At 69.8% G+C, this 22,814-nt stretch carries 29 protein-coding genes and 2 pseudogenes; 18 read left to right on the top strand and 13 right to left on the bottom strand.

Going from position 1 to position 22,814, the window contains the following annotated elements; genetic code table 11:
• Window positions 1-171, top strand: coding sequence for a hypothetical protein (locus AX769_RS24985; RefSeq protein WP_239451917.1), 171 nt, complete (start codon window positions 1-3; stop codon window positions 169-171).
• A complete protein-coding gene (locus tag AX769_RS02630; RefSeq protein ID WP_066275643.1) occupies window positions 171-701 on the top strand; it encodes a flavin reductase family protein in 531 nt (176 codons plus the stop codon). Before AX769_RS24985 ends, AX769_RS02630 begins: the two co-directional genes overlap by 1 nt.
• A 248-nt stretch (window positions 702-949) precedes the next feature.
• Here AX769_RS02630 and AX769_RS02625 read toward each other — a convergent pair whose 3' ends face one another.
• The 3 genes from AX769_RS02625 to AX769_RS02615 are packed head-to-tail and all read right to left on the bottom strand — an operon-like array spanning window position 950 to window position 2,459.
• Entirely contained in the window at window positions 950-1,294 is a 345-nt protein-coding gene (locus AX769_RS02625; protein WP_066275640.1) for a hypothetical protein, read from the bottom strand.
• Window positions 1,291-1,851, bottom strand: a complete 561-nt coding sequence (locus tag AX769_RS02620) for a hypothetical protein (RefSeq protein ID WP_066275639.1) — start codon at window positions 1,849-1,851, stop codon at window positions 1,291-1,293. Before AX769_RS02620 ends, AX769_RS02625 begins: the two co-directional genes overlap by 4 nt.
• Window positions 1,848-2,459: an RNA polymerase sigma factor gene (locus tag AX769_RS02615; RefSeq protein ID WP_239451916.1), complete on the bottom strand. Its 612-nt coding sequence runs from the start codon at window positions 2,457-2,459 to the stop codon at window positions 1,848-1,850. Before AX769_RS02615 ends, AX769_RS02620 begins: the two co-directional genes overlap by 4 nt.
• A gap of 150 nt (window positions 2,460-2,609) precedes the next feature.
• Here AX769_RS02615 and AX769_RS02610 point away from each other — a divergent pair, with 150 nt between their 5' ends.
• From AX769_RS02610 to AX769_RS02590, 5 genes are read left to right on the top strand one after another with little or no spacing between them, the layout of a single operon-like run.
• Window positions 2,610-3,119 carry an Asp23/Gls24 family envelope stress response protein gene (locus AX769_RS02610; RefSeq protein WP_066275638.1) on the top strand — a complete coding sequence of 170 codons (510 nt, stop codon included), beginning with the start codon at window positions 2,610-2,612 and terminating at the stop codon, window positions 3,117-3,119.
• Entirely contained in the window at window positions 3,116-3,307 is a 192-nt protein-coding gene (locus AX769_RS02605; RefSeq protein WP_066275627.1) for a DUF2273 domain-containing protein, read from the top strand. The genes AX769_RS02610 and AX769_RS02605 overlap by 4 nt, the downstream gene beginning before the upstream one ends.
• The gene (locus tag AX769_RS02600; protein ID WP_066275624.1) at window positions 3,304-3,741 is read left to right on the top strand and encodes a hypothetical protein; all 438 of its coding nucleotides are present in this window, start codon (window positions 3,304-3,306) and stop codon (window positions 3,739-3,741) included. Before AX769_RS02605 ends, AX769_RS02600 begins: the two co-directional genes overlap by 4 nt.
• Window positions 3,738-4,376: a hypothetical protein gene (locus AX769_RS02595; RefSeq protein ID WP_066275621.1), complete on the top strand. Its 639-nt coding sequence runs from the start codon at window positions 3,738-3,740 to the stop codon at window positions 4,374-4,376. The genes AX769_RS02600 and AX769_RS02595 overlap by 4 nt, the downstream gene beginning before the upstream one ends.
• Window positions 4,373-4,984 carry a hypothetical protein gene (locus AX769_RS02590; RefSeq protein ID WP_066275619.1) on the top strand — a complete coding sequence of 204 codons (612 nt, stop codon included), beginning with the start codon at window positions 4,373-4,375 and terminating at the stop codon, window positions 4,982-4,984. Before AX769_RS02595 ends, AX769_RS02590 begins: the two co-directional genes overlap by 4 nt.
• 48 nt (window positions 4,985-5,032) lie before the next feature.
• Here the strand turns inward: AX769_RS02590 and AX769_RS02585 are convergent, their stop codons facing one another.
• Complete coding sequence (locus AX769_RS02585; RefSeq protein ID WP_066283100.1) at window positions 5,033-6,031, bottom strand: NAD(P)H-quinone oxidoreductase; 999 nt, start codon at window positions 6,029-6,031, stop codon at window positions 5,033-5,035.
• A 96-nt stretch (window positions 6,032-6,127) separates the two neighbouring features.
• Between AX769_RS02585 and dcd the strand changes: the two genes are divergently transcribed.
• On the top strand, window positions 6,128-6,730 hold the full coding sequence (gene dcd / locus AX769_RS02580; RefSeq protein WP_066275616.1) for a dCTP deaminase: 603 nt from the start codon (window positions 6,128-6,130) through the stop codon (window positions 6,728-6,730).
• Between the two features lie 43 nt (window positions 6,731-6,773).
• On the opposite strand, the gene idi is transcribed toward dcd, so the two are convergent.
• Window positions 6,774-7,295 carry an isopentenyl-diphosphate Delta-isomerase gene (gene idi, locus AX769_RS02575; RefSeq protein WP_066275614.1) on the bottom strand — a complete coding sequence of 174 codons (522 nt, stop codon included), beginning with the start codon at window positions 7,293-7,295 and terminating at the stop codon, window positions 6,774-6,776.
• 94 nt (window positions 7,296-7,389) lie between these two features.
• Between idi and AX769_RS25630 the strand changes: the two genes are divergently transcribed.
• From AX769_RS25630 to AX769_RS02535, 9 genes and pseudogenes are all read left to right on the top strand, one after another.
• Window positions 7,390-7,848, top strand: coding sequence for a polyprenyl synthetase family protein (locus AX769_RS25630; RefSeq protein WP_255359415.1), 459 nt, complete (start codon window positions 7,390-7,392; stop codon window positions 7,846-7,848).
• 64 nt (window positions 7,849-7,912) lie between these two features.
• Window positions 7,913-8,509 carry a polyprenyl synthetase family protein gene (locus AX769_RS02570; protein WP_255359414.1) on the top strand — a complete coding sequence of 199 codons (597 nt, stop codon included), beginning with the start codon at window positions 7,913-7,915 and terminating at the stop codon, window positions 8,507-8,509.
• Window positions 8,506-9,252, top strand: a pseudogene (locus AX769_RS24980) (phytoene/squalene synthase family protein); the annotation flags it as partial. The gene AX769_RS02570 and the pseudogene AX769_RS24980, both read left to right, overlap by 4 nt.
• Window positions 9,249-11,128: pseudogene (crtI, locus tag AX769_RS02560) on the top strand (phytoene desaturase family protein); the annotation flags it as partial. The pseudogenes AX769_RS24980 and crtI, both read left to right, overlap by 4 nt.
• Window positions 11,129-11,136: 8 nt before the next feature.
• Entirely contained in the window at window positions 11,137-11,478 is a 342-nt protein-coding gene (locus AX769_RS02555) for a lycopene cyclase domain-containing protein (RefSeq protein WP_066275611.1), read from the top strand.
• Window positions 11,475-11,816 carry a lycopene cyclase domain-containing protein gene (locus AX769_RS02550; RefSeq protein WP_066275607.1) on the top strand — a complete coding sequence of 114 codons (342 nt, stop codon included), beginning with the start codon at window positions 11,475-11,477 and terminating at the stop codon, window positions 11,814-11,816. Before AX769_RS02555 ends, AX769_RS02550 begins: the two co-directional genes overlap by 4 nt.
• On the top strand, window positions 11,813-12,778 hold the full coding sequence (locus AX769_RS02545; RefSeq protein WP_066275602.1) for a prenyltransferase: 966 nt from the start codon (window positions 11,813-11,815) through the stop codon (window positions 12,776-12,778). Before AX769_RS02550 ends, AX769_RS02545 begins: the two co-directional genes overlap by 4 nt.
• A 111-nt stretch (window positions 12,779-12,889) precedes the next feature.
• Window positions 12,890-13,165: a hypothetical protein gene (locus tag AX769_RS02540; protein WP_066275598.1), complete on the top strand. Its 276-nt coding sequence runs from the start codon at window positions 12,890-12,892 to the stop codon at window positions 13,163-13,165.
• A gap of 4 nt (window positions 13,166-13,169) precedes the next feature.
• Window positions 13,170-14,291: a YihY/virulence factor BrkB family protein gene (locus AX769_RS02535; RefSeq protein WP_066275595.1), complete on the top strand. Its 1,122-nt coding sequence runs from the start codon at window positions 13,170-13,172 to the stop codon at window positions 14,289-14,291.
• On the opposite strand, the gene AX769_RS02530 is transcribed toward AX769_RS02535, so the two are convergent.
• From AX769_RS02530 to AX769_RS02520, 3 genes are all read right to left on the bottom strand, one after another.
• On the bottom strand, window positions 14,288-15,085 hold the full coding sequence (locus AX769_RS02530; RefSeq protein ID WP_066275589.1) for a VOC family protein: 798 nt from the start codon (window positions 15,083-15,085) through the stop codon (window positions 14,288-14,290). The genes AX769_RS02535 and AX769_RS02530 overlap by 4 nt on opposite strands.
• A 34-nt stretch (window positions 15,086-15,119) precedes the next feature.
• Window positions 15,120-15,917 carry an isocitrate lyase/phosphoenolpyruvate mutase family protein gene (locus AX769_RS02525; protein ID WP_066275586.1) on the bottom strand — a complete coding sequence of 266 codons (798 nt, stop codon included), beginning with the start codon at window positions 15,915-15,917 and terminating at the stop codon, window positions 15,120-15,122.
• Between the two features lie 69 nt (window positions 15,918-15,986).
• Complete coding sequence (locus tag AX769_RS02520; RefSeq protein WP_066275584.1) at window positions 15,987-17,288, bottom strand: GNAT family N-acetyltransferase; 1,302 nt, start codon at window positions 17,286-17,288, stop codon at window positions 15,987-15,989.
• A gap of 99 nt (window positions 17,289-17,387) precedes the next feature.
• Between AX769_RS02520 and AX769_RS02515 the strand changes: the two genes are divergently transcribed.
• Window positions 17,388-18,293 carry a thioredoxin domain-containing protein gene (locus AX769_RS02515; protein ID WP_066275581.1) on the top strand — a complete coding sequence of 302 codons (906 nt, stop codon included), beginning with the start codon at window positions 17,388-17,390 and terminating at the stop codon, window positions 18,291-18,293.
• Here the strand turns inward: AX769_RS02515 and AX769_RS02510 are convergent.
• The 5 genes from AX769_RS02510 to AX769_RS02490 are packed head-to-tail and all read right to left on the bottom strand — an operon-like array spanning window position 18,290 to window position 22,745.
• A complete protein-coding gene (locus tag AX769_RS02510) occupies window positions 18,290-19,741 on the bottom strand; it encodes an MFS transporter (protein WP_066275580.1) in 1,452 nt (483 codons plus the stop codon). The two genes, AX769_RS02515 and AX769_RS02510, sit on opposite strands and share 4 nt — an antisense overlap.
• Window positions 19,742-19,793: 52 nt before the next feature.
• Window positions 19,794-20,822, bottom strand: a complete 1,029-nt coding sequence (locus tag AX769_RS02505) for a hypothetical protein (protein WP_066275578.1) — start codon at window positions 20,820-20,822, stop codon at window positions 19,794-19,796.
• Window positions 20,819-21,271, bottom strand: a complete 453-nt coding sequence (locus tag AX769_RS02500; protein WP_066275575.1) for a sensor histidine kinase — start codon at window positions 21,269-21,271, stop codon at window positions 20,819-20,821. Before AX769_RS02500 ends, AX769_RS02505 begins: the two co-directional genes overlap by 4 nt.
• Window positions 21,160-22,029 (bottom strand): hypothetical protein, encoded by an 870-nt coding sequence (locus tag AX769_RS02495; RefSeq protein WP_066275572.1) that lies wholly within the window; start codon window positions 22,027-22,029, stop codon window positions 21,160-21,162. Before AX769_RS02495 ends, AX769_RS02500 begins: the two co-directional genes overlap by 112 nt.
• Window positions 22,026-22,745: a response regulator transcription factor gene (locus tag AX769_RS02490; protein WP_066275569.1), complete on the bottom strand. Its 720-nt coding sequence runs from the start codon at window positions 22,743-22,745 to the stop codon at window positions 22,026-22,028. The genes AX769_RS02495 and AX769_RS02490 overlap by 4 nt, the downstream gene beginning before the upstream one ends.
• Window positions 22,746-22,814: the final 69 nt, after the last annotated feature.

Genomic DNA, 22,814 nt, shown 5'->3' with positions numbered 1-22,814 from the left:
GTGCACCTCAAGCCGGTGCTCGTCGAGCTCGGCGCGACGTGCCCGACGCAGGGCCTCTACCTCAACGAGAATGCCTACGCCGAACCCGACGCCTACGCCGGCTGGCTCGGACAGTGGAAGAACGTCGTGCTGGCCTCCGCCGGCGCGACCTTCGCAACGAAAGGCGCCTGATGGTCATCGACATCTCCGACCGCACCACCCTGCGCAGCGTTCTCGACGAGGACGCCGCCGCGACGATCAAGCGGGCGTTCGGCGCCTTCCCCTCCGGGGTCGCCGCCCTGTGCGCCGAGATCGACGGGGTCAAGGTCGGAATGGTCGCCTCGTCGTTCAGCGTGGGGGTGTCGTTCGACCCGCCGATGGTGATGTTCTCGGTGCAGAACTCGTCGTCGACCTGGCCGACCCTCAAAGCAGCCGAGCGCATCGGCATCTCGATCCTCGCCTCCGAGCACGACGCCGCCTGCTACCAGCTCTCGTCGCGCCAAGGCGACCGCTTCGCCGGGCTCGACGTGCACACCGCCGACAGCGGAGCGATCTTCGTGCACGACGCGGCCGTGTGGCTCGAGTGCGTCGTGCGCAGCACGATCCCGGCCGGCGACCACCACGTCGTCGTGCTCGAGGTCACCTCGCTGCGCGTCGGCGAGGGGCGCGAGCCGCTCGTCTATCACGGCACTCGCTTCCGTCAGCTCCGCGCCGCCTCCTGAGCCGCACCACCCACCGACCCGACGGCCCAGAGACCCGCCGGCCCACCGGTCCATAGACCCGACGGCCCGGAGACTGCCAACTGGCTCCCCGGGCCGCCGAACACTCGACAATTCAGGCCGCTCTCGCGTCTGCCGTGACCTTTCGGCCTTCCTGCGTCGGCCCAGACGGGCAGAGCCTGAATTGTCGTGACGCATCGCACAGCGACGCACCGCCTAGCCACGCACCGCACAGCCGCGCACCGCACCGCTCAGGTGACCGCGACCACCCGCACGTCGACCGAGGCGAGCGGCAACCCCTCGAGCCCGACCAGCACGCCGATCGCCGAAGCAACCTCGCGCACCACGACGGGGGCCGAGTAGGCGCCGTCGACCACGAGATCGAGCACCGCGAGAGTGGCGGCGGGCGTGACATCCAGCAGGATCTCGGATTGGGCGGGGGCCCCGGGCCCAGCCGAAAGCCCGGTGAAAAGACGCTTGGCGAGCCGGCCCACCCCCGGGCGGCCCTGGATCCTGACGACCCCGGGCACTGCCGAGACAGCGCTTTCGACCTCGTCGGCGAGGAGGCGCAGCCGTGTCGCGTCGACGTCGATCATGACGACACCTCGAGCAGGTGGATGTCGCCGACCACGATGTCGACGGCCTCGACGACGAGTTCGGTCTGGCGGGCGAGCTGCAGCGCCACGGCCTGCCGCACATCGTCGGCCATGAGCGGCACGAACTCGCCCTTCAGCGCGCTGATCGTGACCTCGACGCGCACGGAGGCGCCGGGCAGGGCCACGTCGCCGCTCAGAGCGACCGAGATGACGACGGCCCCGTCGATGCCGTCGCCGGCCTCACGGATGAGGCCGCGCACGGCGCCCTCGGTCATGTGGAAGACCGAGAAGCGGTCGTCCGAGCCGAGGGGGATGTCGCGCCCCGAGCGGGCCTCCTGGCGCACGCGATCCATCACCCCGCTGAACCAGCTCGGGTCGGGAGGCGGCACCTCGTCGGCCTCGTCGGCCACGAGGCGCCCCGAGAGCACGCGCAGCCGCTCGAGGGTCGCGAGCTGCATCGCGTTCGACGGGTCGTCTTCGATCACGGGGTCGTAGGGCCGGCGGCCTCGGTCGAGGTAGTCGGCCAGGCGTTCGAGCGTCACGGTCTGGTCGCTCATCGCCAGGCCTCCATCTCTCTCGTCAGTGTCTCGCGGGCACGGGCCAGCTGGCCCCGCGCCGCCGGCGTGCTGATCCCCAGATGATCGGCGATCTCACCGTACGACTCCCCGCCCACCTCGCGCAGCAGCCAGGCCTGCCGCTGCAGGGCGGGCAACCGGCCGAGCGCGCTCTTCAGCCCGGCCATCGCGTCGGCGTTGGTCGAGATCAGCAGGGGGTCGGACGCGTGGTCGACGGGCAGCTGTGCGACGACGGCCTCGTCGTCGAGATCGGCGGTGGGCTTTCGCGAGCGAATCAGGTCGAACGACTTGCGCGACACGATCCGCATCATCCAGCCCTTGACCGCGTCGGGCGTCGTCAACCGGGGCAGCTCGCGCCAGATGGCGACCGAGGCCTCCTGCACCGCGTCGTACGCGTCAACGCGTGATCCGGTCAGCCGAGTGGCATAGGCGGTCAGGAGAGAGAGGTGGCGACGCAGCAGCACTTCGAAGGCGTGCTCGTCGCCATCCGACGCCCGCTTCGCGAGCAGCCCGTCCGACGCCGCCGGCAGCGGGTCGGCCCGCTCCCGTTCGGAGCCGCTCGAGGCGGGGACGATCTCGGCCGCGTTCACGCATTCAGACAACTCCATCCGCCTGCGAAAAAGGGCCTCCGAAAAAAAGTCGAGACAATTCCGTGACGATTCAGGATCGGGATGCGTCCTATCCCTGAGCGGCACGAACAGGTGCCGACTCCACACACTCTCGACTGAAGGAGCATCACCATGGCTGACAAGATCCCGGCTTCCACCACCGCCAGCACCCCGACCCCCACGACGAGCCGCGTCGACAAGCCGACCACCCCCGTGACGACGGTCTCGGCCGCCACGACGGACGTGGGCACGGTCGCCCCCGGCAAGACGGTCATCGCCGACAACGTCATCTCGAAGGTCGCCGGCATCGCCGCCCGCGAGGTCCCCGGTGTCTACGCCCTGGGCGGCGGCGCGGCTCGTGCCTTCGGCGCCATCCGCGACGTGATCGGCTCGACCGACCTCACCCAGGGCGTGCGTGTCGAGGTGGGCGAGACCCAGGTCGCCGCCGACGTGACCATCGTCGTCGAGTACCCCACCCCGATGAATGCCGTCGCCGAGCAGGTCCGCGGCGCGGTCGCCCAGGCGATCACGCAGCTGGTCGGCATGGAGGTCGCCGAGGTCAACGTGGCGATCAACGACGTGCACATCCCCGGTGACGACGACGACGACAGCACCCAGTCCGCCGAGAGCCGCGTCGCATGAGCACCACCGTCTTCGGCGTCGTCATCGGCGCCATCCTCGGTGTCGTCGCAGTGGCCTTCGGCTTCTGGGCCTTCATCCTCGTCGCCGTGTTCATGGCCGTCGGCGCCATCGTCGGCCGGATCGTCAGCGGCAAGCTCGACGTGTCCAATCTCGTCGACGTCATCCGCGGGCGGCGTTCCTCGTCATGACCGACACCCAGACCGCCGCTCCTGGCAACGGAGCCCCCGGGGCGGTTCTCAACGGGTGGTCGCCGGATCCTGATTCCCCGGCGGCCACCTCTGGCCCCCGCGTTCCCGGCCACATCAGCATCGCTCCGCGAGTGCTGCAGAAGGTCGGCAGCGCGGTCGTCTCCGACGCTCTCGCCGTCGACCGCCACGACGTGCACGTCGATGCGCGCGACGACGACGGGCGCCTGGCACTCCGGGTGTCGACGCCCGTCTCGGTCCCCGCCCTGTCGGCCGACGTCGTGGTGCCCGACGGCGGGGTGCTCGGCACGATCCGCACCCTGCAGCAGACGGTGACGGGTCGCATCCTGACCATCACCGGGCGTGCCGTGTCTCGCGTCGACGTGACCGTGACGGCGAGCCGCAGCCCGAAGACCACGACAGGACGAGTGCGATGAGCGCCACCGAAACACCTTCTCGCCCCTCCCGCCCCGACGCACCCGTCGTCGCCGCAGTGCCCGAGACGCGCGCCTACCGCCGCATCCTTCGCCGCGAGACCCACTCGTCGCGCTCCGGCGCCGCCGTGATCGTACTGATCGCGCTCGTCATCGTGAGCGCCTGGGTCGGCATTGAATCCGTCTACGCCGGGCTCGGCCTGAAGGCTCTGCTCTTCTCTCCGCTCGACTCGCTCGCGACCCTGGTCACGGCGTCCACCCACCAGGGCGGCCTCGTCATCGCGGTCGGGATCGTGACCGGCATCGTCGGGCTCATCCTCGTGATCGTCGGCATCACCGCCGGCCGCCGTGGGCGGCACACGATCGACGACCCCCGCGTCGCCGTCGTCGTCGACGACCAGGTCGTGGCCGCCTCGCTGGCGCGCCGAGCGCGGCTCGCCGGCTCGCTCGCCCCTGGCCAGGTCAACGCCTGGGTGTCTCGCAACTCGGCCCGCATCACCATCACTCCCGCCTCGGGTGCCGGTGCCGACAACGAATCCGTGCTCGCCGCAGCGCGGGCCGAGCTCGACGAGGGCCGTTACACCCCGGCCATCACGCCGCACGTTCGCGTCTCCGACGCAGGAAGGCTCGGCGCATGACCTCCACCAACCGGTTCCTCAACCGCCTGTTCCTCGTCATCACCGGGCTCATCACCCTGGCGGTCGGCGTGGCGCTCGTGCTCGTCGCCCTGCCCGGCGCGAACTCCGTGCGCGACACGGTCGGGCAGTGGCGCGACTCCCAGGCCACCGCGCTCGCCGACACCCCGATCGCAGGGATCGGCTCACTGCACGGCAGCTACCTGCCGTGGCTGCTCGCGATCCTCTGCCTCATCGTGGTGATCATCGCGATCGTGGCGGCGTCGACCCGCGGTCGCGGTCACACCGATCGCATCCTCGAGGCAAACGACGAAGCCGGTGAGATCGTCATCGCGTCACGCTTCGCCGAGTCGGCCATCGAAGACGCCCTGTCGCCCCGCCGCGACGTCGCCAACGTCAACGTCTCGTCGTACCGCCTCAAGCGGGCGGCGGCGCTCAAAGTGCGGATCCGCCTTACCGCAGGCTCGGCCCCCGGGCCCGTCGTCGAGGCCGCGTCGGGCGTCGTCTCCGGTCTCGACCGGGTGCTCGGCGGCGGCTCGCGGGTGCCGGTGCTGCTCGAGATCGTGGGGGCGTCGCCGGTGCGACCCGGCCACGACTCGCGGGTCAGCTAGGGCGTTTCTCTCAATTCACCACGCCTGCTGCCAATCGAGAGCCACGGCCTAGGGCCTCACCCGCAGCAGCAGCTTCCCCACATGGCCGCCGGCATCCATCCTCCGATGGGCGTCGGCGGCCTTCTCGAGTGGCAGCACCTCGTCGATGACCGGCTTCACGGCCCCGCTCTCCACCAGCGGCCAGATGTGCTCGCCGACCCCGCGCATGATCGCGACCTTCTCGGGCAGGGGCCGTGAGCGGATCGTGGTGCCCTGGATCCTGCCGCGCTTCGCCATCAGCTTGCCGAGCGCGAACGTCGAGTCGGCGCCCGACTGATTGGCGATCACCATGATGCGGCCCTCCATCGCGAGGGCGTCGAGGTTGCGGGCGAGATAGTCGCCTCCGACGAGATCCAGGATCACGTCGGCGCCGCGCCCGCCCGTCTCGTGCCTCACGACCTCGACGAAGTCTTCGTCTCGATAATTCAGGCCCCTCGCGCCGAGGCCCTCCATGAAGGCCACCTTCGCAGCCGAGCCCGCGGTCGCGACGACCCGCGACCCCAGCCCGAGAGCCACCTGGATCGCCATCGTCCCGATGCCGCTCGTGCCGCCGTGCACGAGCAGCGTCTCCCCCGGTTTCAGGCCGCCCAGCATGAAGACGTTGGACCAGACCGTGGCGGCGGCCTCGGGCAGACCGGCTGCCTCGACGAGGTCGGTCGGGCCAGGCTTCGGCAGCACGAGGCCTGCGTCGACGGCGACCTGCTCGGCGTAGCCGCCGCCGCCCAGCAGAGCGACGACCTCGTCGCCCACCGAGGGGCCTGAATTGTCAGAACGGGCGGCCACCTCGGCGCCGACGGCCCGGACGGTGCCCGACACCTCCATACCGGGCCACTCTGGTGAACCGGGCGGCGGCGGGTAGGTGCCCTGCCGCTGGCCGACGTCGGCGCGGTTGATGCCGGCGGCGGCGATGTCGATCAGCACGTCGTTCGGGCCGACGGTGGGCTCCGGCACGTCGCCGAGGGTGAGGACCTCGGGGCCCCCGCTTCGAGAAATCAGGATGGCCTTCATCCCTCGAGTCTGCACCCGCGCGTCTGCGGGGTGGTCGACGCGGGCCTGCACGGTGGGGCCTGAATTGTCGAAGGAGGCCACCGGTAGGCTGAGCGGGTGCTGCTCTCCGACCGCGACATCAGGGCCGAGCTCGATCTCGGGCGCATCGGCCTCGACCCGTTCGACCCGGGTCTCATCCAGCCCTCGAGCATCGACGTGCGACTCGACCGCTTCTTCCGGCTGTTCGACAACCACAAATACCCGTTCATCGACCCGGCCGAAGACCAGCCCGAACTCACGCACCTGGTCGAGGTCGACCCCGACGAGCCCTTCATCCTGCATCCCGGCGAATTCGTGCTCGGCTCGACCTACGAGCTCGTCACTCTGCCCGACGACATCGCCGCCCGCCTCGAGGGCAAGTCGTCGCTCGGCCGCCTCGGTCTGCTCACCCACTCGACGGCAGGATTCGTCGACCCCGGCTTCTCCGGTCATGTCACGCTCGAGCTGTCGAACGTCGCCACCCTGCCGATCAAGCTGTGGCCGGGCATGAAGATCGGGCAGATCTGCTACTTCCGGCTGTCCAGCCCCGCCGAGAACCCGTATGGCTCGTCGGTGTACGGGTCTCGTTACCAGGGCCAGCGCGGCCCGACCGCCTCGCGGTCGCACCTCAACTTCGTGCGCACCGACACTCGCGCCGAGCCGTCGTCGGCTCGCGACTGACCTCGCCTGCGACTGGCGCCGCCGCGACTGACCTCGCCTGCGACTAACGGCGGTCGGCCGCGCCCTGCGCCGCCGGCCACTGCTCGAGCTGCCAACCGAGCCACGGGCTCCAGGCGAACGGTGCGGCGGCCACAGCAGCCCGCAGCTCCGCCGCGGGGATCCACGCCCACTCCGCCACCTCGTCGGGCGACGGGTCGGGCTCGCCGACGGCGACGGCGCTGAACACCGGGCAGATCTCGTTCTCGACGACGCCCGACGCGTCGACAGCGCGATACCGGAAATCCGGCAGGATCGACTCCACCTGAGTCACCTCCATGCCGAGCTCCTGGAAGGCGCGACGCGCGAGGGCTTCCGCCGGCATCTCGCCCGGGGCGGGGTGGCCGCAGAACGAGTTCGTCCACACGCCGGGCCAGGTCGCCTTGGTCAGCGCTCGCCGGGTGACAAGGATGTCCCCCGATTCAGGATTCACGACGTGACAGGAAAAAGCCAGGTGAAGCGGCGTGTTTTTCGTGTGGACCGTCGCTTTGGGGTACGTTCCACACGGATTTCCGACTTCATCGAGCATTACCACGAGCTCGTCGTCGATTCTCGTGACGGAAGGCTTAGCCGGCTGAGGAAGTGCCTGAGATTCGGGTGTCATCGAGAGGTAGTCTGCCTGAATGGACGGTGATCACCTGCTCGCGGAGTCGCGAGCGAGGGATGCGGGGGCGAAGGGTGCGATTTCCATCGACCCTACCCGCGACGACGCGACCGTCCATGTGGATCGTGTTCTGGCCACCTTCTTCGCCAGGGCGAAAGGCCGGGCCGGGCGACTCGGCCCGAGATACGTCGACCTGTGGAGCGTCCTCGAGCGCAACTCCGTCGGCGGCAAGCGCTTCCGGCCTCGCATGGTGATCGCGGCCTACGAGAGCCTCGGTGGCACCGACACCGCCTCGTGCGCGCTCGTCGGGGCGGCCTTCGAGCTGCTCCACACCGCGCTGATCGTCCACGACGACGTCATCGATCGTGACTTCTCCCGCCGGGGGATCCCCAACGTGTCGGGCAGCTACCGCGACGGCGCGACGACCGCCGGCATCCCCACCCGGCGGCCGAGCACCGCGGGATGTCCGCCGCCGTGATCGCCGGCGACCTGGCCTTGACCGGGCCAGTCGTCTCCTGATCGACCTGACCTGCGACCAGACCGTGCGCTCGAGCCTCATCGACCTGCTCGACGAGGCGATCTTCGCCAGTGCGGGCGGCGAGCTGCTCGACGTCGAGCTCGCGCTCGCCCCCGAGATGCCCTCCGTCGACGAGATCCTGGCGATGGAGTGGGCCAAGACCGCCGTCTACTCGTTCGAGGCGCCGCTCATGGCCGGGGCGACCCTGGCCGGGGCGCCGCCCTTCGTGATCGACTCGCTCGAAGAGTTCGGCCGCGAGATCGGCGTCGCCTACCAGCTCGTCGACGACCTGCTCGGGGTGTTCGGCGCCGAGGCCGAGACCGGCAAGACGACGCTCGGCGACCTCCGCGAGGGCAAGCGCACCGTGCTCATCGCGCACGCCGCGACGACCGACGCCTGGTTCAGCATCCGCCCCTTCATCGGCAAGAGCGACCTCACCGAGGCCGAGGCCGACCATGTGCGCTCCCGGCTCGAATCATGCGGGGCGCGGGCCTGCGTCGAGCAGCTCATCGCCGAGCACGTCGCCCGCGCCAGGCTCGTCCTCGAGCGCAGCTTCGTGCCCGGCGACCTGCGCGAGGTGCTCCGGCCGGTCATCGAGACCGTCGTCGAGCGCACCCGATGACGCGCCTGGCCCTCTACGACCGCGTCGCCGACGAGACCAGCGCGGGCGTCATCCGTCGCTACTCCACGTCGTTCGGCCTTGCATCGCGCCTGCTCGGCGCCGACGTGCGTCAGCACGTCGAGAACATCTACGCCCTCGTGCGGGTCGCCGACGAGATCGTGGACGGCCCCGCGTCCGAGGCGGGCGCCGGCGGCGACGAGAGGCGTCGCATCCTGGACGGTCTCGAGAAAGAGACCGAAGAGGCCATCGCCTGCGGCTTCAGCGCGAACCTCGTGGTGCACGCGTTCGCGCGCACGGCGCGGGCCGCGGGCTTCGCTGCCGAACTCACGGCGCCGTTCTTCGAGTCGATGCGCAGCGACCTCAGTGAGACCGAGCACACGCAGGAGTCGTTCGACACCTATGTCTACGGCTCGGCCGAGGTCGTCGGGCTGATGTGCCTCCGCACCTTCACGGCGGGGCGCCCTTACGACCAGCGCACGATCGACCGCTTCGAAGCCGGGGCATGCGCTCTCGGTGCCGCCTTCCAGAAGGTCAACTTCTTGCGCGACCTCCACGACGACTTCGAGACGCTCGGCCGCAGCTACTTCCCCGGCGTCGACCCCTCGTCGTTCACCGACGCCGAGCGGGACCGTCTCGTGGCCGACATCGACAACGATCTGCGCGTCTCGGGCGCGATCATCCCGCACCTGCCCTCGTCGTCGCGACGGGCGGTCGCCCTCGCGCACGGGCTCTTCGCCGAGCTCAACCGCCGCCTCGCCGTCACGCCGGCGACCGAACTCATGCGCACGCGCATCCGCGTGCCGAACCCCGTCAAGCTGCGGATCGCCGCGGTCTCGGCCGCCGGTCGCATGACGCCGGTGGGGCTCTCGTGAGCGCGTCCGGCCCGGTCTCCCGGCCTCCCGGCCCGTCCGTCGCGCGTCACGGCCGCCGCGTCGTCATCATCGGCGGCGGCATCTCCGGTCTCGCCTCCGCCGCGCTGCTCGCCCGCGAGGGCCACGAGGTGACACTCCTCGAGAAGTCGTCGCAGGTCGGCGGCCGCGCCAGCACCTGGGAGCACGACGGCTACCGCTTCGACATGGGCCCCTCGTGGTACCTCATGCCCGAGGTCTTCGACCACTTCTTCCGCCTCATGGGCACCTCGAGCGCCGAGCAGCTCGACCTCGTCTCGCTCGACCCCGGCTACCGCGTCTACTTCGAGGGTTCGCGGCAGCCGGTCGACATCCCGCACGGCCTCGACGAGAACCTCGCCCTCTTCGACACGATCGAACCCGGATCCGGGGCCAGGATGCGCAAGTACCTCGCGTCGTCTCGCGAGACCTACGACATCGCCAAAGAGCGGTTCCTCTACACGTCCTTCCAGAGCTGGCTCCCCCTGCTGCGGCGCGACGTCGTGACCCGTCTCCCGACCCTCGCCCGGCTCCTGCTGCAGCACCTCGACTCGTTCGTCGCCGGCACGGTCAAGGACCCGCGGCTCGCGCAGATCCTGGGCTACCCTGCCGTGTTCCTCGGCTCGTCGCCGTACCAGACGCCGAGCATGTACCACCTGATGTCGACGCTCGACCTCGACGACGGGTGCTGTATCCGCAGGGCGGGCTCACTACGGTGATCCAGCGGATCGCTGCTCTCGCGGTCTCCTCGGGTGTCGAGATCGTGACGGACGCGATGGTGACGCGGATCCGGACCACTGCGGGTCGCCGACCCCGAGCCACGGGCGTCGACTGGACCGATGCCGACGGCGTCGCCCGGTCGACCTTCGCCGACACCGTCGTCTCGGCCGCCGACCTGCACCACACCGAGACGGCGCTGCTGCCGCGCGAGCTGCAGTCGTACGGCGAGTCGTACTGGAAGACGCGCGATCCCGGCCCGAGCGCTCTGCTGATGTACCTCGGCGTCGAGGGCGAGCTGCCCGAGCTCGAGCACCACACGTTGCTCTTTTCGCGCGACTGGCGCGACAACTTCGGCCGGATCTTCGGGCCCACCAAGAGCATCCCCGAGCCCCCGTCGCTGTACGTCTGCAAGCCGAGCGTCGTCGACCCGTCGACCGCGCCCTCCGGCCAGACGAACCTCTTCGTGCTCGTGCCGCTGCCGGCTGACCCCGGCCTCGGCAGTGGCGTCGGCCCCGGTTCCGGTTCCTCTTCCGGTTCCGGTTCCGGTTCCGACAATTCAGGCTCCACGCGACTCGAGCAGCTCGGTGACGCCGTGATCCAGCAGATCGCCGACTGGACCGGCGTGAGCGACCTGAATTCTCGCATCCGGCTGCGACGCACCCGCGGACCGCAGGACTTCGTCGACGACTACAACTCCTGGTCGGGCAGCATGCTCGGCCCCGCGCACACCCTCGCGCAGAGCGCCATGTTCCGCGCGGGCAACGTGTCGAAGAAGGTGCGCGGCCTCTTCTACGTCGGCGGCTCGGTGCGCCCGGGCATCGGCCTTCCGATGTGCCTGATCAGTGCCGAGGTGCTGCTCAAGAACCTCCGCGGCGACACCAGCACCGAGCCGCTGCCCGAACCGGCCGCCCCCGCGGCGGCCGCTGCCCCCTTCGACAATTCAGGCCCCACCCCGAGCGCGCCCGTGCCTGCATCCGGGGCCGCGACCCCGCCGCGGGCAGGTCCTGAATAATCAGAACCGTGGGCATCCTCTACCTCCTCGGCCTCCTCGTGGCTCTCGGCTGCATGGTCGTGCTTGACCGCCGGTTCGCGCTGTTCTTCTGGCGCGACTGGCGCCGGGCCGTCGTCGTGCTGCCCGTCGGCATCGCGGTCTTCCTGCTCTGGGATGTGCTCGGCATCCACGCCGGCATCTTCTTCCGCGGCGAGACCTCGTTCATGACCGGCCTCCAGGTCGGCCGCGAGCTGCCGCTCGAAGAGCCGTTCTTCCTCGCGCTGCTCTGCTACCTGACCATGAACTTGCTGGCCGGGATGCCGCTCGTCACCCAGGCCGTCCTCGACCGCCGCGATCGGAGCGCGCGATGACCTACTGGGGCCTGAACGCCTTCTTCCTCGCGGGCGTCGTCATCGTCGGCGTGATCGCACTCGTCGTCGCGCGACGCCGAGCCCGCGGGCGCGAAGATGCGGCGCGAGCGACGCGACGGGCCTCGTGGGCGGTGGCCGTCGGCATCCTGCTGGTGATGACGGCCGTGTTCGACAACATCATGATCGGCATCGGCCTCGTCGGCTACGACCGTTCGAAGATCAGCGGCGTCTTCATCGGCATCGCGCCGCTGGAAGATTTCTCGTACGCCGTGGCGGCGCTGATCCTGCTGCCGTCGCTGTGGGTGCTCGTCGGTGGGCGACGGGAGGTCGCCCGATGAAGACTCTCCGCGCGCTCGCCGCCGTCTCGCGCCCCCTCAGCTGGATCAACACGGCTTTCCCGTTCGCTGCCGCCTACATCCTCGCGACGGCAGCGGCGAAGCGGCCCGACATCGTCTCGAGTTCGAGCGCGGGCGCGGCCGTGTCGTCGACCCTGACCATCCGTTACGCGCCGGGCTTCGACTTCTCGCAGGTTCCCTGGCTCATCGCCATCGTCGGCATCGTCTTCTTCCTGATCCCCTACAACCTCGCGATGTACGGCATCAACGACGTCTTCGACTACGAGAGCGATCTTCGCAACCCCCGCAAGGGCGGCGTCGAGGGCGCGATGGTCGACCGGAGCTTCCACCGCACGATCCTGACCGCCGTCGTGGCGGTGAACGTGCCGTTCGTCGTCTTCCTGGTGCTGGCAGGACGCCCGGGCAGCTGGCTCGTCCTCGCCGTGAGTCTCTTCGCCGTGGTGGCGTACTCGCTGAAGGGCCTCCGCTTCAAAGAGCGCCCCTTCCTCGACTCGATCACCTCGAGCACACACTTCGTCAGCCCCGCCGTCTACGGTCTCGTCCTGGCGGGCGCGCACTTCACCCCGCAGCTGTGTGCGCTGCTCGGTGCGTTCTTCCTCTGGGGCATGGCCAGCCACGCCTTCGGGGCGGTGCAGGACATCGTCGCCGACCGCGAGGGCGACATCGCCTCGATCGCAACCGTGATCGGTGCCAAGGCCACCGTCCGATTCTCGTTCGTCGCCTATGTGCTCGGCGGGGTGCTGATGCTCTTCACTCAGTGGCCGGGGCCTCTCGCCGCTCTGCTCGTGGTGCCGTACGCGATCACCGTGGCCCCCTGGTGGAGCGTCTCCGACGAATACGCCGACACGGCCAATCGCGGCTGGAAGCGCTTCTTGGCCATCAACTTCGCCTGCGGTTTCCTCACCACTCTCCTGCTGATCTGGTGGGTCGTTCTGGCCCACTGACCTGCCCGCGCGTACCCCGGCACCCGAGCGTCGCCCCCGGATCTGGGCACGATCGCCGGTCGAGTGCCACCGTTGAATGCTGAACGTCACTCGAACCCGAAGGAGAATCCCATGAGAGGCAAGATCCTGTTCGTCGCTGGGCTAGCGGCCGGATACGTGCTGGGTGCCCGCGCGGGTCGCCAGTCGTACGAGAAGATCAAGAGCCGTGCCGACCGCGTCTGGCATGACCCGAGCGTGCAGAAGGGCGTCACGGCCGCCGAAGACTTCGTGGCCGAGAACGCCCCGGTGGTCGGCAAGAAGCTGACCGAGGCGGCGCAGGATGCCACGCACGCCGCGACCGAGAAGGTCCGCGAGGCCCGCTCGAAGTCAGACCCCGCAGCCTCTTAGGCCCATGAGCAGCACCGCCACCGCTGACGGCCGCGACGTCACCGAGCCGCAGAGCCCGCTCGATCTCACGAAGCGCACCTGGGCGTACACGTTCAAGAAGACGCTGCGCGAGTTCTCGAACGACAACTGCACCGATCTGGCAGCCTCGCTGACCTACTTCGCCGTGCAGGCGCTCTTTCCTGGCCTGCTGGCGGTGGTGTCGCTGCTCGGTCTGTTCGGCGAGGCGAAGAACACGACCGACACCGTGCTCGACCTGATCGGCCGTTTCGCCTCCGCTGACATCGTGAACGGCATTCGCGGGCCGATCGAGTCGCTGACGACGTCGGGCGCGGCCGGAGTGACATTCGTCGTCGGCGTTCTGGGCGCGGTGTGGTCGGCGTCGGGCTATGTCGGTGCCTTCGGGCGCGCGCTCAACCGGATCTACGACCGGCAGGAGGGTCGCCCGATCTGGAAGCTGCGCCCCACGAACCTCCTCGTGACCGTGATCGCCGTCATCCTCGTCGTGATCGCCGGCCTGATCCTCGTGCTGAGCGGCGGCATCGCGAAGTCGGTCTTCGACGTCATCCACGTGGGCGATGTCGCAGCGGATGTCTGGAGCATCGCCAAGTGGCCGGTGCTGGCCTTCATCGTCGTCCTCGTCGTGGCGGTGCTGTACCACTTCGCCCCGAACGTGAAGCAGCCACGGTTCCGCTGGTTGAGTGGTGGCGCACTCCTGGCAATCGTCATCTGGCTGCTCGCCTCCGTGGGGTTCGCCTTCTACGTGGCGAACTTCTCGCACTACAACAAGACGTACGGCGCCCTCGGCGGCGTGATCATCTTCCTGCTGTGGCTCTGGATCACGAACAACGCACTGCTCTTCGGCGCCGAGTTCGACGCCGAGACCGAGCGCGGTCGCGAGCTGCAGCAGGGGTTGCACGCCGAGGAGGACATTCAGCTGCCGCCCCGCGACACTCGCCAGATCGAGAAGAAAGCGGTCAAGCGCGAGAAAGACGTGCATGAGGCCATCGCGGTGCGCGAGGCGGCCGTCGCCGAGCAACGCGCGCAAGACGCGGGTCATGCCGCCGTGGCGACCGAAGCGGCGAACAAATCCAAGAACCCCGTCGACAACCCCGCCGACTTCGTTTAGGCCGGCGTCGGCATCGCCCCGACGATCTTGAACACGGCACCCGCAGGATCGGCAAGCGTGGCGATTCGCCCGAACGGCGAGTCGGCAGGCTCGTCGAGGGCTGCCCCGCCCAGCTGCACCGCAGACGCGCGAGCGCCGTCGACGTCGTCGACCAAGAAGTACACCAGCCACTTCGCGGGCGCACCGGCCTCCCAGAATGCGCTCGCGTCGAGGATCCCGGCGTAGGGCGACCCGTCGACGAGCAGTTGCGTGTAGCGGAACCCGCCCGAATCGGCCATCGTGGTGGTCTGCCACCCGAAGGCCTGCTGGTAGAACTGCACGGCGTCGTCGTAGCTCGTGGTGTGCAGTTCGAACCAGGCCGGCGCGCCGGGCTCGGCGACCACCTGGAAGCCGCGGTTCTCGCCGCGCTGCCAGCCGCCGACGACGCCCCGGTCGTTGTCGATCGCCACGAGCATCGAGCCCAGCGGGCCGACGACGTGAGGCCCTTGCAACACCATGCCGCCGGCACCGGTGATGGCCTGCGCCGTCGTCTCGGCGTCGCCCGTCTCGAGGTAGACGCGCCAGAGCTCGCTGCCGTCGATGTCGTCGGCCCCGCCAGCCGGCTGCCCCTGGATGAGGCCGCCGAGCTGGCGATCGCCGAGGCTGAGCACGATGTAGTTGCCGAACTCGGGGCCGGTGCGCGTGGGCGTCCAGCCGAAGAGCTGCTCGTAGAACGGCAGCACCCCCTCGGCGTCGCTGCTGATCAGGTCGACCCAGAGGGGTGCGCCCGTGGGGAAGTCGGTGGGGGTGGGCATGGTCGTCTCCGCTGTGAGGGGTGGATGGATCGTCTTAGAACGCGAAACCGAGCTCGGCAGGGTAGGTGCCGCGCGCGGTCAGGCCGGCCGCTGCATCCTGCAGGTGCGACAGCGTGAGGCCCATGATGGCGGGGCCGAAGCTCACGCGGGAGATGCCGAGCTCGGCCAGGCGGGCGAGTGGAACGGAGTTCGCACCGGCGATCACCGACACCTTGCCGTCGATCTCGTCGATAGCCCGGGCGACGTGGTCTTCGGTCGAGAGGCCGAGCACGAAGGCGCAGTCGGCGCCGGCGGCGAGGTAGGCGTTGGCTCGGGTGACGGCGTCGGCCCAGCTGGACGGGTCGCCGGCCAGCGAGTCGACCCGCGCGTTGATCACGATGGGCACGCCGGCCCGGTCGCCTGCCTGGCGTGCCGCGGCGATCTTCGACACCTGCGTGTCGATGTCGTAGAGCGGGGCCTTGGCCTGCCCGAGTGAGTCTTCGATGTTGAGCCCGGCGGCACCGACCTCGATGAGGCGCCAGACGTTGTCGAGCGTGCCCGCGGCATCCTGCGCGTAGCCCTTCTCGAAGTCGACCGAGACCGGCAGGTCGACCGAGCGGACGATCAGCTGCGCGGCGGCCAGGGCGTCGTCGACGTCGAGCCCTTCGCCGTCTTCGACCCCGTGCGCCTCGCTGATCGAGTGGCTGGCCGTTGCCAGGGCCCGCACGCCGGGGGCACCGGCAACGATGCGCGCCGTGATGCTGTCCCAGACGTTCGTGACGATGAGCGGGTCGCCGGGCACGTGCAGCGAGCGGAGGGTTTCGGCCTTCTCGGCCGTGGACTGGATCGACATGCCCCCAGCAAACCAGTCCGCGCCGGGTGGCACCAGGCCTTCCGGCAAGCTGTGGATAAGTCGCGACGCCTAGAAGTAGGTGATGCCGTACACCGGTCGGTCTGGTGCGAACAGACCCGTCGCGAGTGCCAGCGCCTCCGGCGTGCGAGCGGTGACCAGACCGGCCTCCGCCAGCACCTGTGCCGACGTGCCGCCGAGGTACAGCGAGGCGAGAGTGGCCGCGTCGAGCTCGAGGTCGGCCACGGCGGCGCCGGTGGAGGCGTCCACCTGCCGCAGCGTGCCGGCACCGCGCGCAGCGGTCAGCTCGTAGACGCCCTCACAGAAGCCGAGCGAGTCGTGCACCCGCAGGGTGAGCTGCCCGTCGGCCGCATACGGGCGGGCCGAGAGCGCGGCGATCGGGTCCAGGATCCTGAGCCAGACGTGATCCCACTCGCCATCGGTCTCGAGAGTGCGGCTCTCGACCATCGCCTGCAGCAGCGGGTCGACGACCGGCGCCGAGCGGGAGGTGATGCGGTCGACGAGGTCCACCGAGCCGATGAAGGCCCAGAGGCCCAGGTAGGCATTCGGGCTGCTCGCCACGAGGTCGACGACCTCGAGGACGTCGTCGTCGCCCACCTCTTTCATCCGGTAGGTCACGTAGCCGTCGATCGCGTCGCTGCCCTCGGCGTAGTGGATCGCCGCGCGCATGGTGTCGTCGGGCTTGCCGCTGTCGCCCTGCAGGCCGATCCTGCGCTGCCACAGCTGGTGCTGGCGGTCGATCGACCCGGGCGTCGTGGCGTGGAACCCGGCGAACACCTCGCGAGCGATGTCGCTCAGCGAGTGCGCTTCGGCCAGTTCGGTGTGGCCCGTCGGGGTCAGGTGCAGCGCGAATCGCTTCTCGTGCCGGATCACGACCGAGCGCAGCCTCGTCGCCGGGCCGAAGCCGAAGCGCCGGTAGATGCCCGACTCGCTGGCGGTGAGCGCCGCGATCGCGAGCCCGGAGTCGGCCGCGGCGCGAAGCCGCTCGGTCATGAGGCGGCGAAGCATGCCCTTGCGTTTGTGCGTGGGCCGGACGGTCACGTCGGAGATCAGGTAGGCGTCGAGAAGGGCGCCGCCGCCGACGTTGATCGTCTTGGTGTAGCCGGCGTAGGTGCCGACGGGCCAGTCGGCCCCCAGGGCGCCGGGCAAGGGGTGCGTGGCGTAGACGCCGGTCAGCACCCGTCCGTCGGCTGCGGCGCCCCTCGCGTCTTGCGCGATTGACTCGTCGCCGCCGTCCTGATGGAAGGCGATCCGCGTGGCGGCGATCCAGTCGCGGGTGGCGGCGTCGGGTGTGCCGTTGACGAGGACGGGGGTGAACGTGCGGATGTCGTAGTCGTCGTCGAAGGAAGCCATGTGCCCAGCCTATTCAACCCGGAGCGCAGACCATTCACAGCAAATGAAATGTCAAATATGAAACAATGAAGAAGTTCGCCCCGATCGAGAGAGACCCTGATGAGCCAGGCCACGAATCGCTCCACCAAAAACCAGCGTCGAGCCGCCGCTCGCGAGCGCGCCCGAAAGGCAATGGCCGAGGCGAAGAGGCGCGAGCGCCGGACGACGATCCTGGTGCGCTCGGGATTCGTGACGGGCATCGTCGTGGTTCTCGCTGTCATCGCGCTCGTGGTCGTCTCCGGCATCAAGCCGTCCGGCCCGGGCCCCCGCAACATGGCGAGCGACGGAATCGTCATCGGCAAGAGCCTCGTGGCCGAGCGCACCGGTGCCCTCGAGGCCGGCGAGAAGCCGGTGCCGACCCCGACGAAGAGGTCGTCGGCCACGGCCGACATCCGGCTCTACACCGACTTCCAGTGCCCGGCGTGCGGCGCGTTCGAGAAAGAGAACGGCGACTACATCCAAGACCTGGTCGAGAAAGGCGCTGCCACAGCCGAGCTGCACCCCGTGGCCATCCTCGACCGTGCGTCGCTCGGCTCGAAATACTCCACACGGTCGGCGTCGGCCGCGGCCTGTGTCGCCGACCTCTCGCCCGACTCCTTCTTCGACTTCGACAAGGCGCTGTTCGCCCGCCAGCCCGCCGAGAACACGCGTGGTCTGAGCAACGACGAGATCATGACGGTGGCGCACGGGGTGAAGGGGCTGAAGAACGCGAAGAAGATCGACACGTGCATCGACGACCAGCGCTTCGCCTCCTGGGTCACCGATGCGACGAAGCGCGCGCTCGCGGGGCCGCTGCCGGGCACGGATGTGAAGAAGCTCGAAGTCACTCCGACCGTCACGGTCAACGGCGCTCAGTTCGACGGCACGAAGCAGACCTTCACAGAGTTCGTGGCGACGCAGCTCGGCAAGGCCGACGACAGCAGAACGGGCGGTAAGAAAGCGAACGACGAACAGGCCAAGCGCTAGTCGATCGCCGTCTGTGTGCCGCGCACCCGCAGCATCAGCACGAATCCGGCGAGCAGCACGATCGCGATGCCGATCGCGCCGTAGCGGGTGTCGCCGGTCACGGCGACGAAAACCGTGAAGAGCGCCGGAGCCAGGAAGCTCACGGCCCGCCCGGTCGTCGCGTACAGCCCGAATATCTCGCCCTCGCGCCCGGCCGGTGTGACGCGTGCCAAGAACGACCGGCTGGCCGACTGCGCCGGCCCGACGAACAGCGACAGAAACAGCCCGATGATCCAGAAGCCGATCTGGGCGTGGCCGACGAACAGGATCGCGACGGCCGCCAGTACGAGGCCTCCGAGCGAGGTCAGGATGATGGCGCGAGCGCCGAGCCGGTCGTCGAGACTGCCTGCCGCGAAGGCCCCGATGCCCGCCATGACGTTGGCGGCGACGGCGAAGTAGATCACCTCGCTCGGCGTGAACCCGAAGACCTGCGCCGCGATGATGGCGCCGAAGGTGAAGACCGCGGCGATGCCGTCGCGGAAGACGGCCGATGCCACCAGAAAGAGCAGCACCTGCGGGTTCTTGCGGTAGAGCGACACGATGGTCGCGATCAGCCGGCGGTACGAGGCGATTATGCTCACCCGGGGGCGCTTGACCGGCACGGCGGCCGCGTCGGTGTCGGCCCCGCTGGGCGCGCCGGCGGCGTCGTGACGCGGGATCTCGGGCACCGACAGCATCAGCGGGATCGCGAACGCCCCGAACCACACGGCGGAGACCAGGATCGCGATCCGCACGCTCCAGACGCCGCCCGCGGGAGTCGACGCGAGCCCCAGCAGCCCGGTGGTGCCAGTCACCCCGAAGCTCTGCAAGAACAGCACCAGCAGGATGATCAGCAGCACGATTCCGCCGAGATAGCCGGCACCCCACCCCCAGCTCGAGACGCGCCCCACGGTCTTCGGTGTCGACACCTGCACGAGCATCGCGTTGTAGTTGACGCTGGCGAACTCGAAGACGAGGTTGCCGACGGCGATCAGCGTCGCCCCGAGCAGCAGATAGCGGGGGGCGGGCGCGACGAAGACCATGGCCGCCATGACGAGCACGAGCACGCCCGAGTTGATGCCGAGCCACAGCTTTCGGCGCCCCGACCCGTCCGAGCGCTGGCCCAGGATCGGTGCGAGCAGGGCCACGAGGACGCCGGCGATCGTCAGCGCGGTCGAGATGACGGTCGCGTTGTGCGACTTCGCGGCGACGAGCGCGGCGTTCGACGCGTCGGATCCTGCGGCTGCGACGATCGCCGGCGAGACGAACGACGACGACGCCAGGTAGGTGCTGAAGACGAAGGTCGTCACGACGGCGTTGAACGCGGCCGACCCCCAGTCCCACAGGGCCCACGCGACGATGCGGCGGCGGGGGATGGGCGTGGTGTCTCCGAGCGTGGCTGCGGTGTCACCGGAGGCGGCGAGCGTCATGGCGTGACGCTACCGCGAACCGGTGAACGGAGGGTAGCGGCGGCCGCGCGCCTCAGCCCGAGGCGATCGTGACTCGCTGCGTGTCGTCGCCGTCGGTGGCGAGCACGGTGGCGACGGTGTCGCGCCCGTCGGGCAGCAGGCGAGCGACGACGCGACCGCCCGTGGTGGCCGCGTCGAGGTGCTCGACCAGCACGGCCTCGATCCTGTGTTTGACCGCTCCCGGCACTTCGGCGCCGTCGCGGTCGTCGAGCAGCGACACGTCGACGCCGCGGTGGCGGGCTCGGGTCGCGGCCTCGGCGACGGCGGTGGAGGCGAGGCCGGTGGCGCGAAGCTGGTCGCGCAGCGAGGCTTCGACGACGCGGAAGGATCGTCGGTCGTCGTCGTTCAACTCGTCGTCCGACAGGATCTTCTCGAGGGCCGGCGTGGCGAGGGCGCGTAGCTGGGCGAGGCGCACGTTCTGCTCTTCGAGCGCCGCGGTGGCCGAGGCCTCGTCGCGAACCCGGTCGATCTCGGCCATCTGCAGCAGCCGGATCCGGGCGCGGGTGCGGGTCAAGAAGAGCGCGAACAGCGAGACGACGAGCACCAGGGCGGCCGATCGGACCACGAAGTTGAAGCCCATCAGCGCCCCGCGCCCGCACTCGATGCACCAGATCTCGGTCAGCGCCGTCATCGAGGCGAAGCCGATCCACGCCCAGAGGGTGCGCCCGCGCATGGCGAGCATGAAGAGCACGAAGGTGACGGCCCCCCAGATCCAGGTGGCCCACCCCGGCCAGCCCCGGTCGGGCAGGTTGAACACGTCGAGCGAGGCGAGCGTCGTGAGCACGACGACGGCGATCGTCAGCCGCAGGGGCAATCGGTCGGCCGGTGCACGGGTGAGGAGGAATCCGGCGGCGAGCACCAGGGCCAGCGACACCAGCGCGAAGACGGGCACCAGGTCGTTGCGCAGTCCGTAGACGGCGAGAGCGAGGTGCACGACCGCGAAGAGAGCGAAGAGGGCGTTCGTGCCTCGGCCCGTGAGCCGCAGGAAGGCGGTGTCACCGGGCCCCGTCGACGGCTCGTTCGTCGCAGCCTGGTCGCTCACCGGAGGGCCGCCGGGTCGGTCCAGCCGATGGTGACCGTCGTACCGGCGCCGCGCGCGCTGTCGATCGAGGCGCTGCCGCCCGGCAGCGTGGCCATGCGGGTCAGGATGCTGACGCGCACCCCGAGCCGCTCGGGCGGGATCCGGCGACTGTTGAAGCCTCGCCCGTCGTCGGCGACGGTGATCCTGATGCGGTCGCGTGCAGAGGTCACCTCGACGGCGCGCGTGACGTCGCGAGGCGTGTCGCCGCCGGCGTCGGGCGCGGGCGCGGCGTGCTGCAGCGTGTTGCGCAGCGCTTCGGCGGTCGCCTCCAGCAGGGCCAGGGCGATCTCGGCGGGGATCAGCAGGCCGCCGCCCAGATCGGTCGTGAAGCCGATGCCGTCGCTCTGAGCGGTGACCGATGACCGCAGACGGCTGACGAAGTCCGCCTCGGTGAGCGGCTCGGGTCGCACCGGGCCCTCGGCCTGCAGAGTCTCGAGCGTCGTCGCCGCGAGGTCTCGGAGGGCGCGCGCGGGGCGTCGTCCCGCGAGGCGATGAGCAGCGCCGAGAGCACGTGGTCGTGCACCAGGGCGTCGATCCGCACCCGCTGCTGCACGCGCGCCGCGGCCTCGGCCTGGCGCGAGGTCTCGAGCTGGGCGGCTGCCGCGGCGCTGTCGAGGCGCGACGCCCCCGAGCGCGTCACCAGCGTCAGCGACGTGAACACCGCGTTCGTCAGCAGGTTGTAGCTGGTGTCGAGGGCTGCGAGCTTCCAGCCGATCGCAGGATCCGACGCGTAGCGCACGATCCCCGAGCAGAGGGCCGAGACGATCACGTAGGCCCACACGGGGCGGGCCCGCCAGCTGATGGCGATCGCGATGGTGGGGACCGTCATGATGTCGTTCGTCCACGGCGACGACTGCCCCGGGAGACCGGGCGTCACCTGGAGGGGCGCCCAGACGAGCATTACGACCAGGAAGAGGAGGCCGTAGATCGAGGCGACGATCCGCAGGGTGCGGAGGGGCGCCCACAGCGCGAGGGCCCCGAGGATCAGCGGGGCGGCCGTCGAGAAGATCCAGCTCGACCAGGCGAACCACGGCTCGAGGGCCGGGAACTCGGAGAAGGCCTTGCTCAGGCCGACACCGGCGTAGACCCCGCTGCCGATCGCCAGGCTGAGGTACATCAGGCGGGTGACCCGCCGGCTGGCGCTGCCGGTGGCGGCGAGAGTCGTCACCCCTGCAGCCCGTCGCCCAGACGGCGCCCGTCGCTGATGCGATGCCCGTCGCCGAGTGGTTGGCCGTCGCCGAGGATCAGACCGTCTTCGGCGGCGCGCCGGTGCAGGTCGACCTTCGTGTGGGCCGGGCGGCCGGCGTTGGCGTACTTCGCGCGGATCCGCGAGACGTAGTTCGCCACCGTCGACTTCGACAGGTTGGTCAGGTAGGCCACCGACTGCGCCTTCTCACCCGACGCGTAGAGGGCCAGGATCTCGCGTTCGCGCGCGCTCAGACCGGCATCGGCCAGGCCCGCGTCGCCGTCGATCGCGGCCGCCCAGTCGAGGCCGGCCACGGTCGCACCGCTCGCCGCGTCGCGGATCGCCTCGACGAGCTCTTCGACGGGCTGCGACTTGCGCACGATGCCCAGCACGCCGGCTTTCGCGGCGGCCCGGATGAGGGTGGGGTCTTCGGCGGCCGTCAGGATCAGGACGTCGACACCTGCGGCAAGCAGGCTGCGGATGTTGTCGGTCGGGCTCGATCCGTCGCCGAGTCTCAGGTCGAGCACCACGAGATCGACCGGCGTGCCGACCAGGTCGAGCGTGGTCACGGCGTTCGAGACGGTGACGACGTGGATGTCGGGGTACTCCCGCAGAAGCTCGGCGAATCCGACCGCAACGATCTCGTGGTCCTCCACGAGTGCGACCCGCAGGACGGGCAGTGCGGCGAGTTCGCCCATTCATTCCTCCTGGCAGAAGTCTAAAAGTCTAGGGTTTGTCGTCTTCGCCCACCGTACCCCCCGTTCGGG

Origin of the sequence: Frondihabitans sp. PAMC 28766, assembly GCF_001577365.1 — a bacterium.
Taxonomy (GTDB): domain Bacteria; phylum Actinomycetota; class Actinomycetes; order Actinomycetales; family Microbacteriaceae; genus Frondihabitans.
The sequence above is the reverse complement of the archived record's forward strand: the minus strand, read 5'-3'. Positions and strand labels throughout refer to the sequence as shown.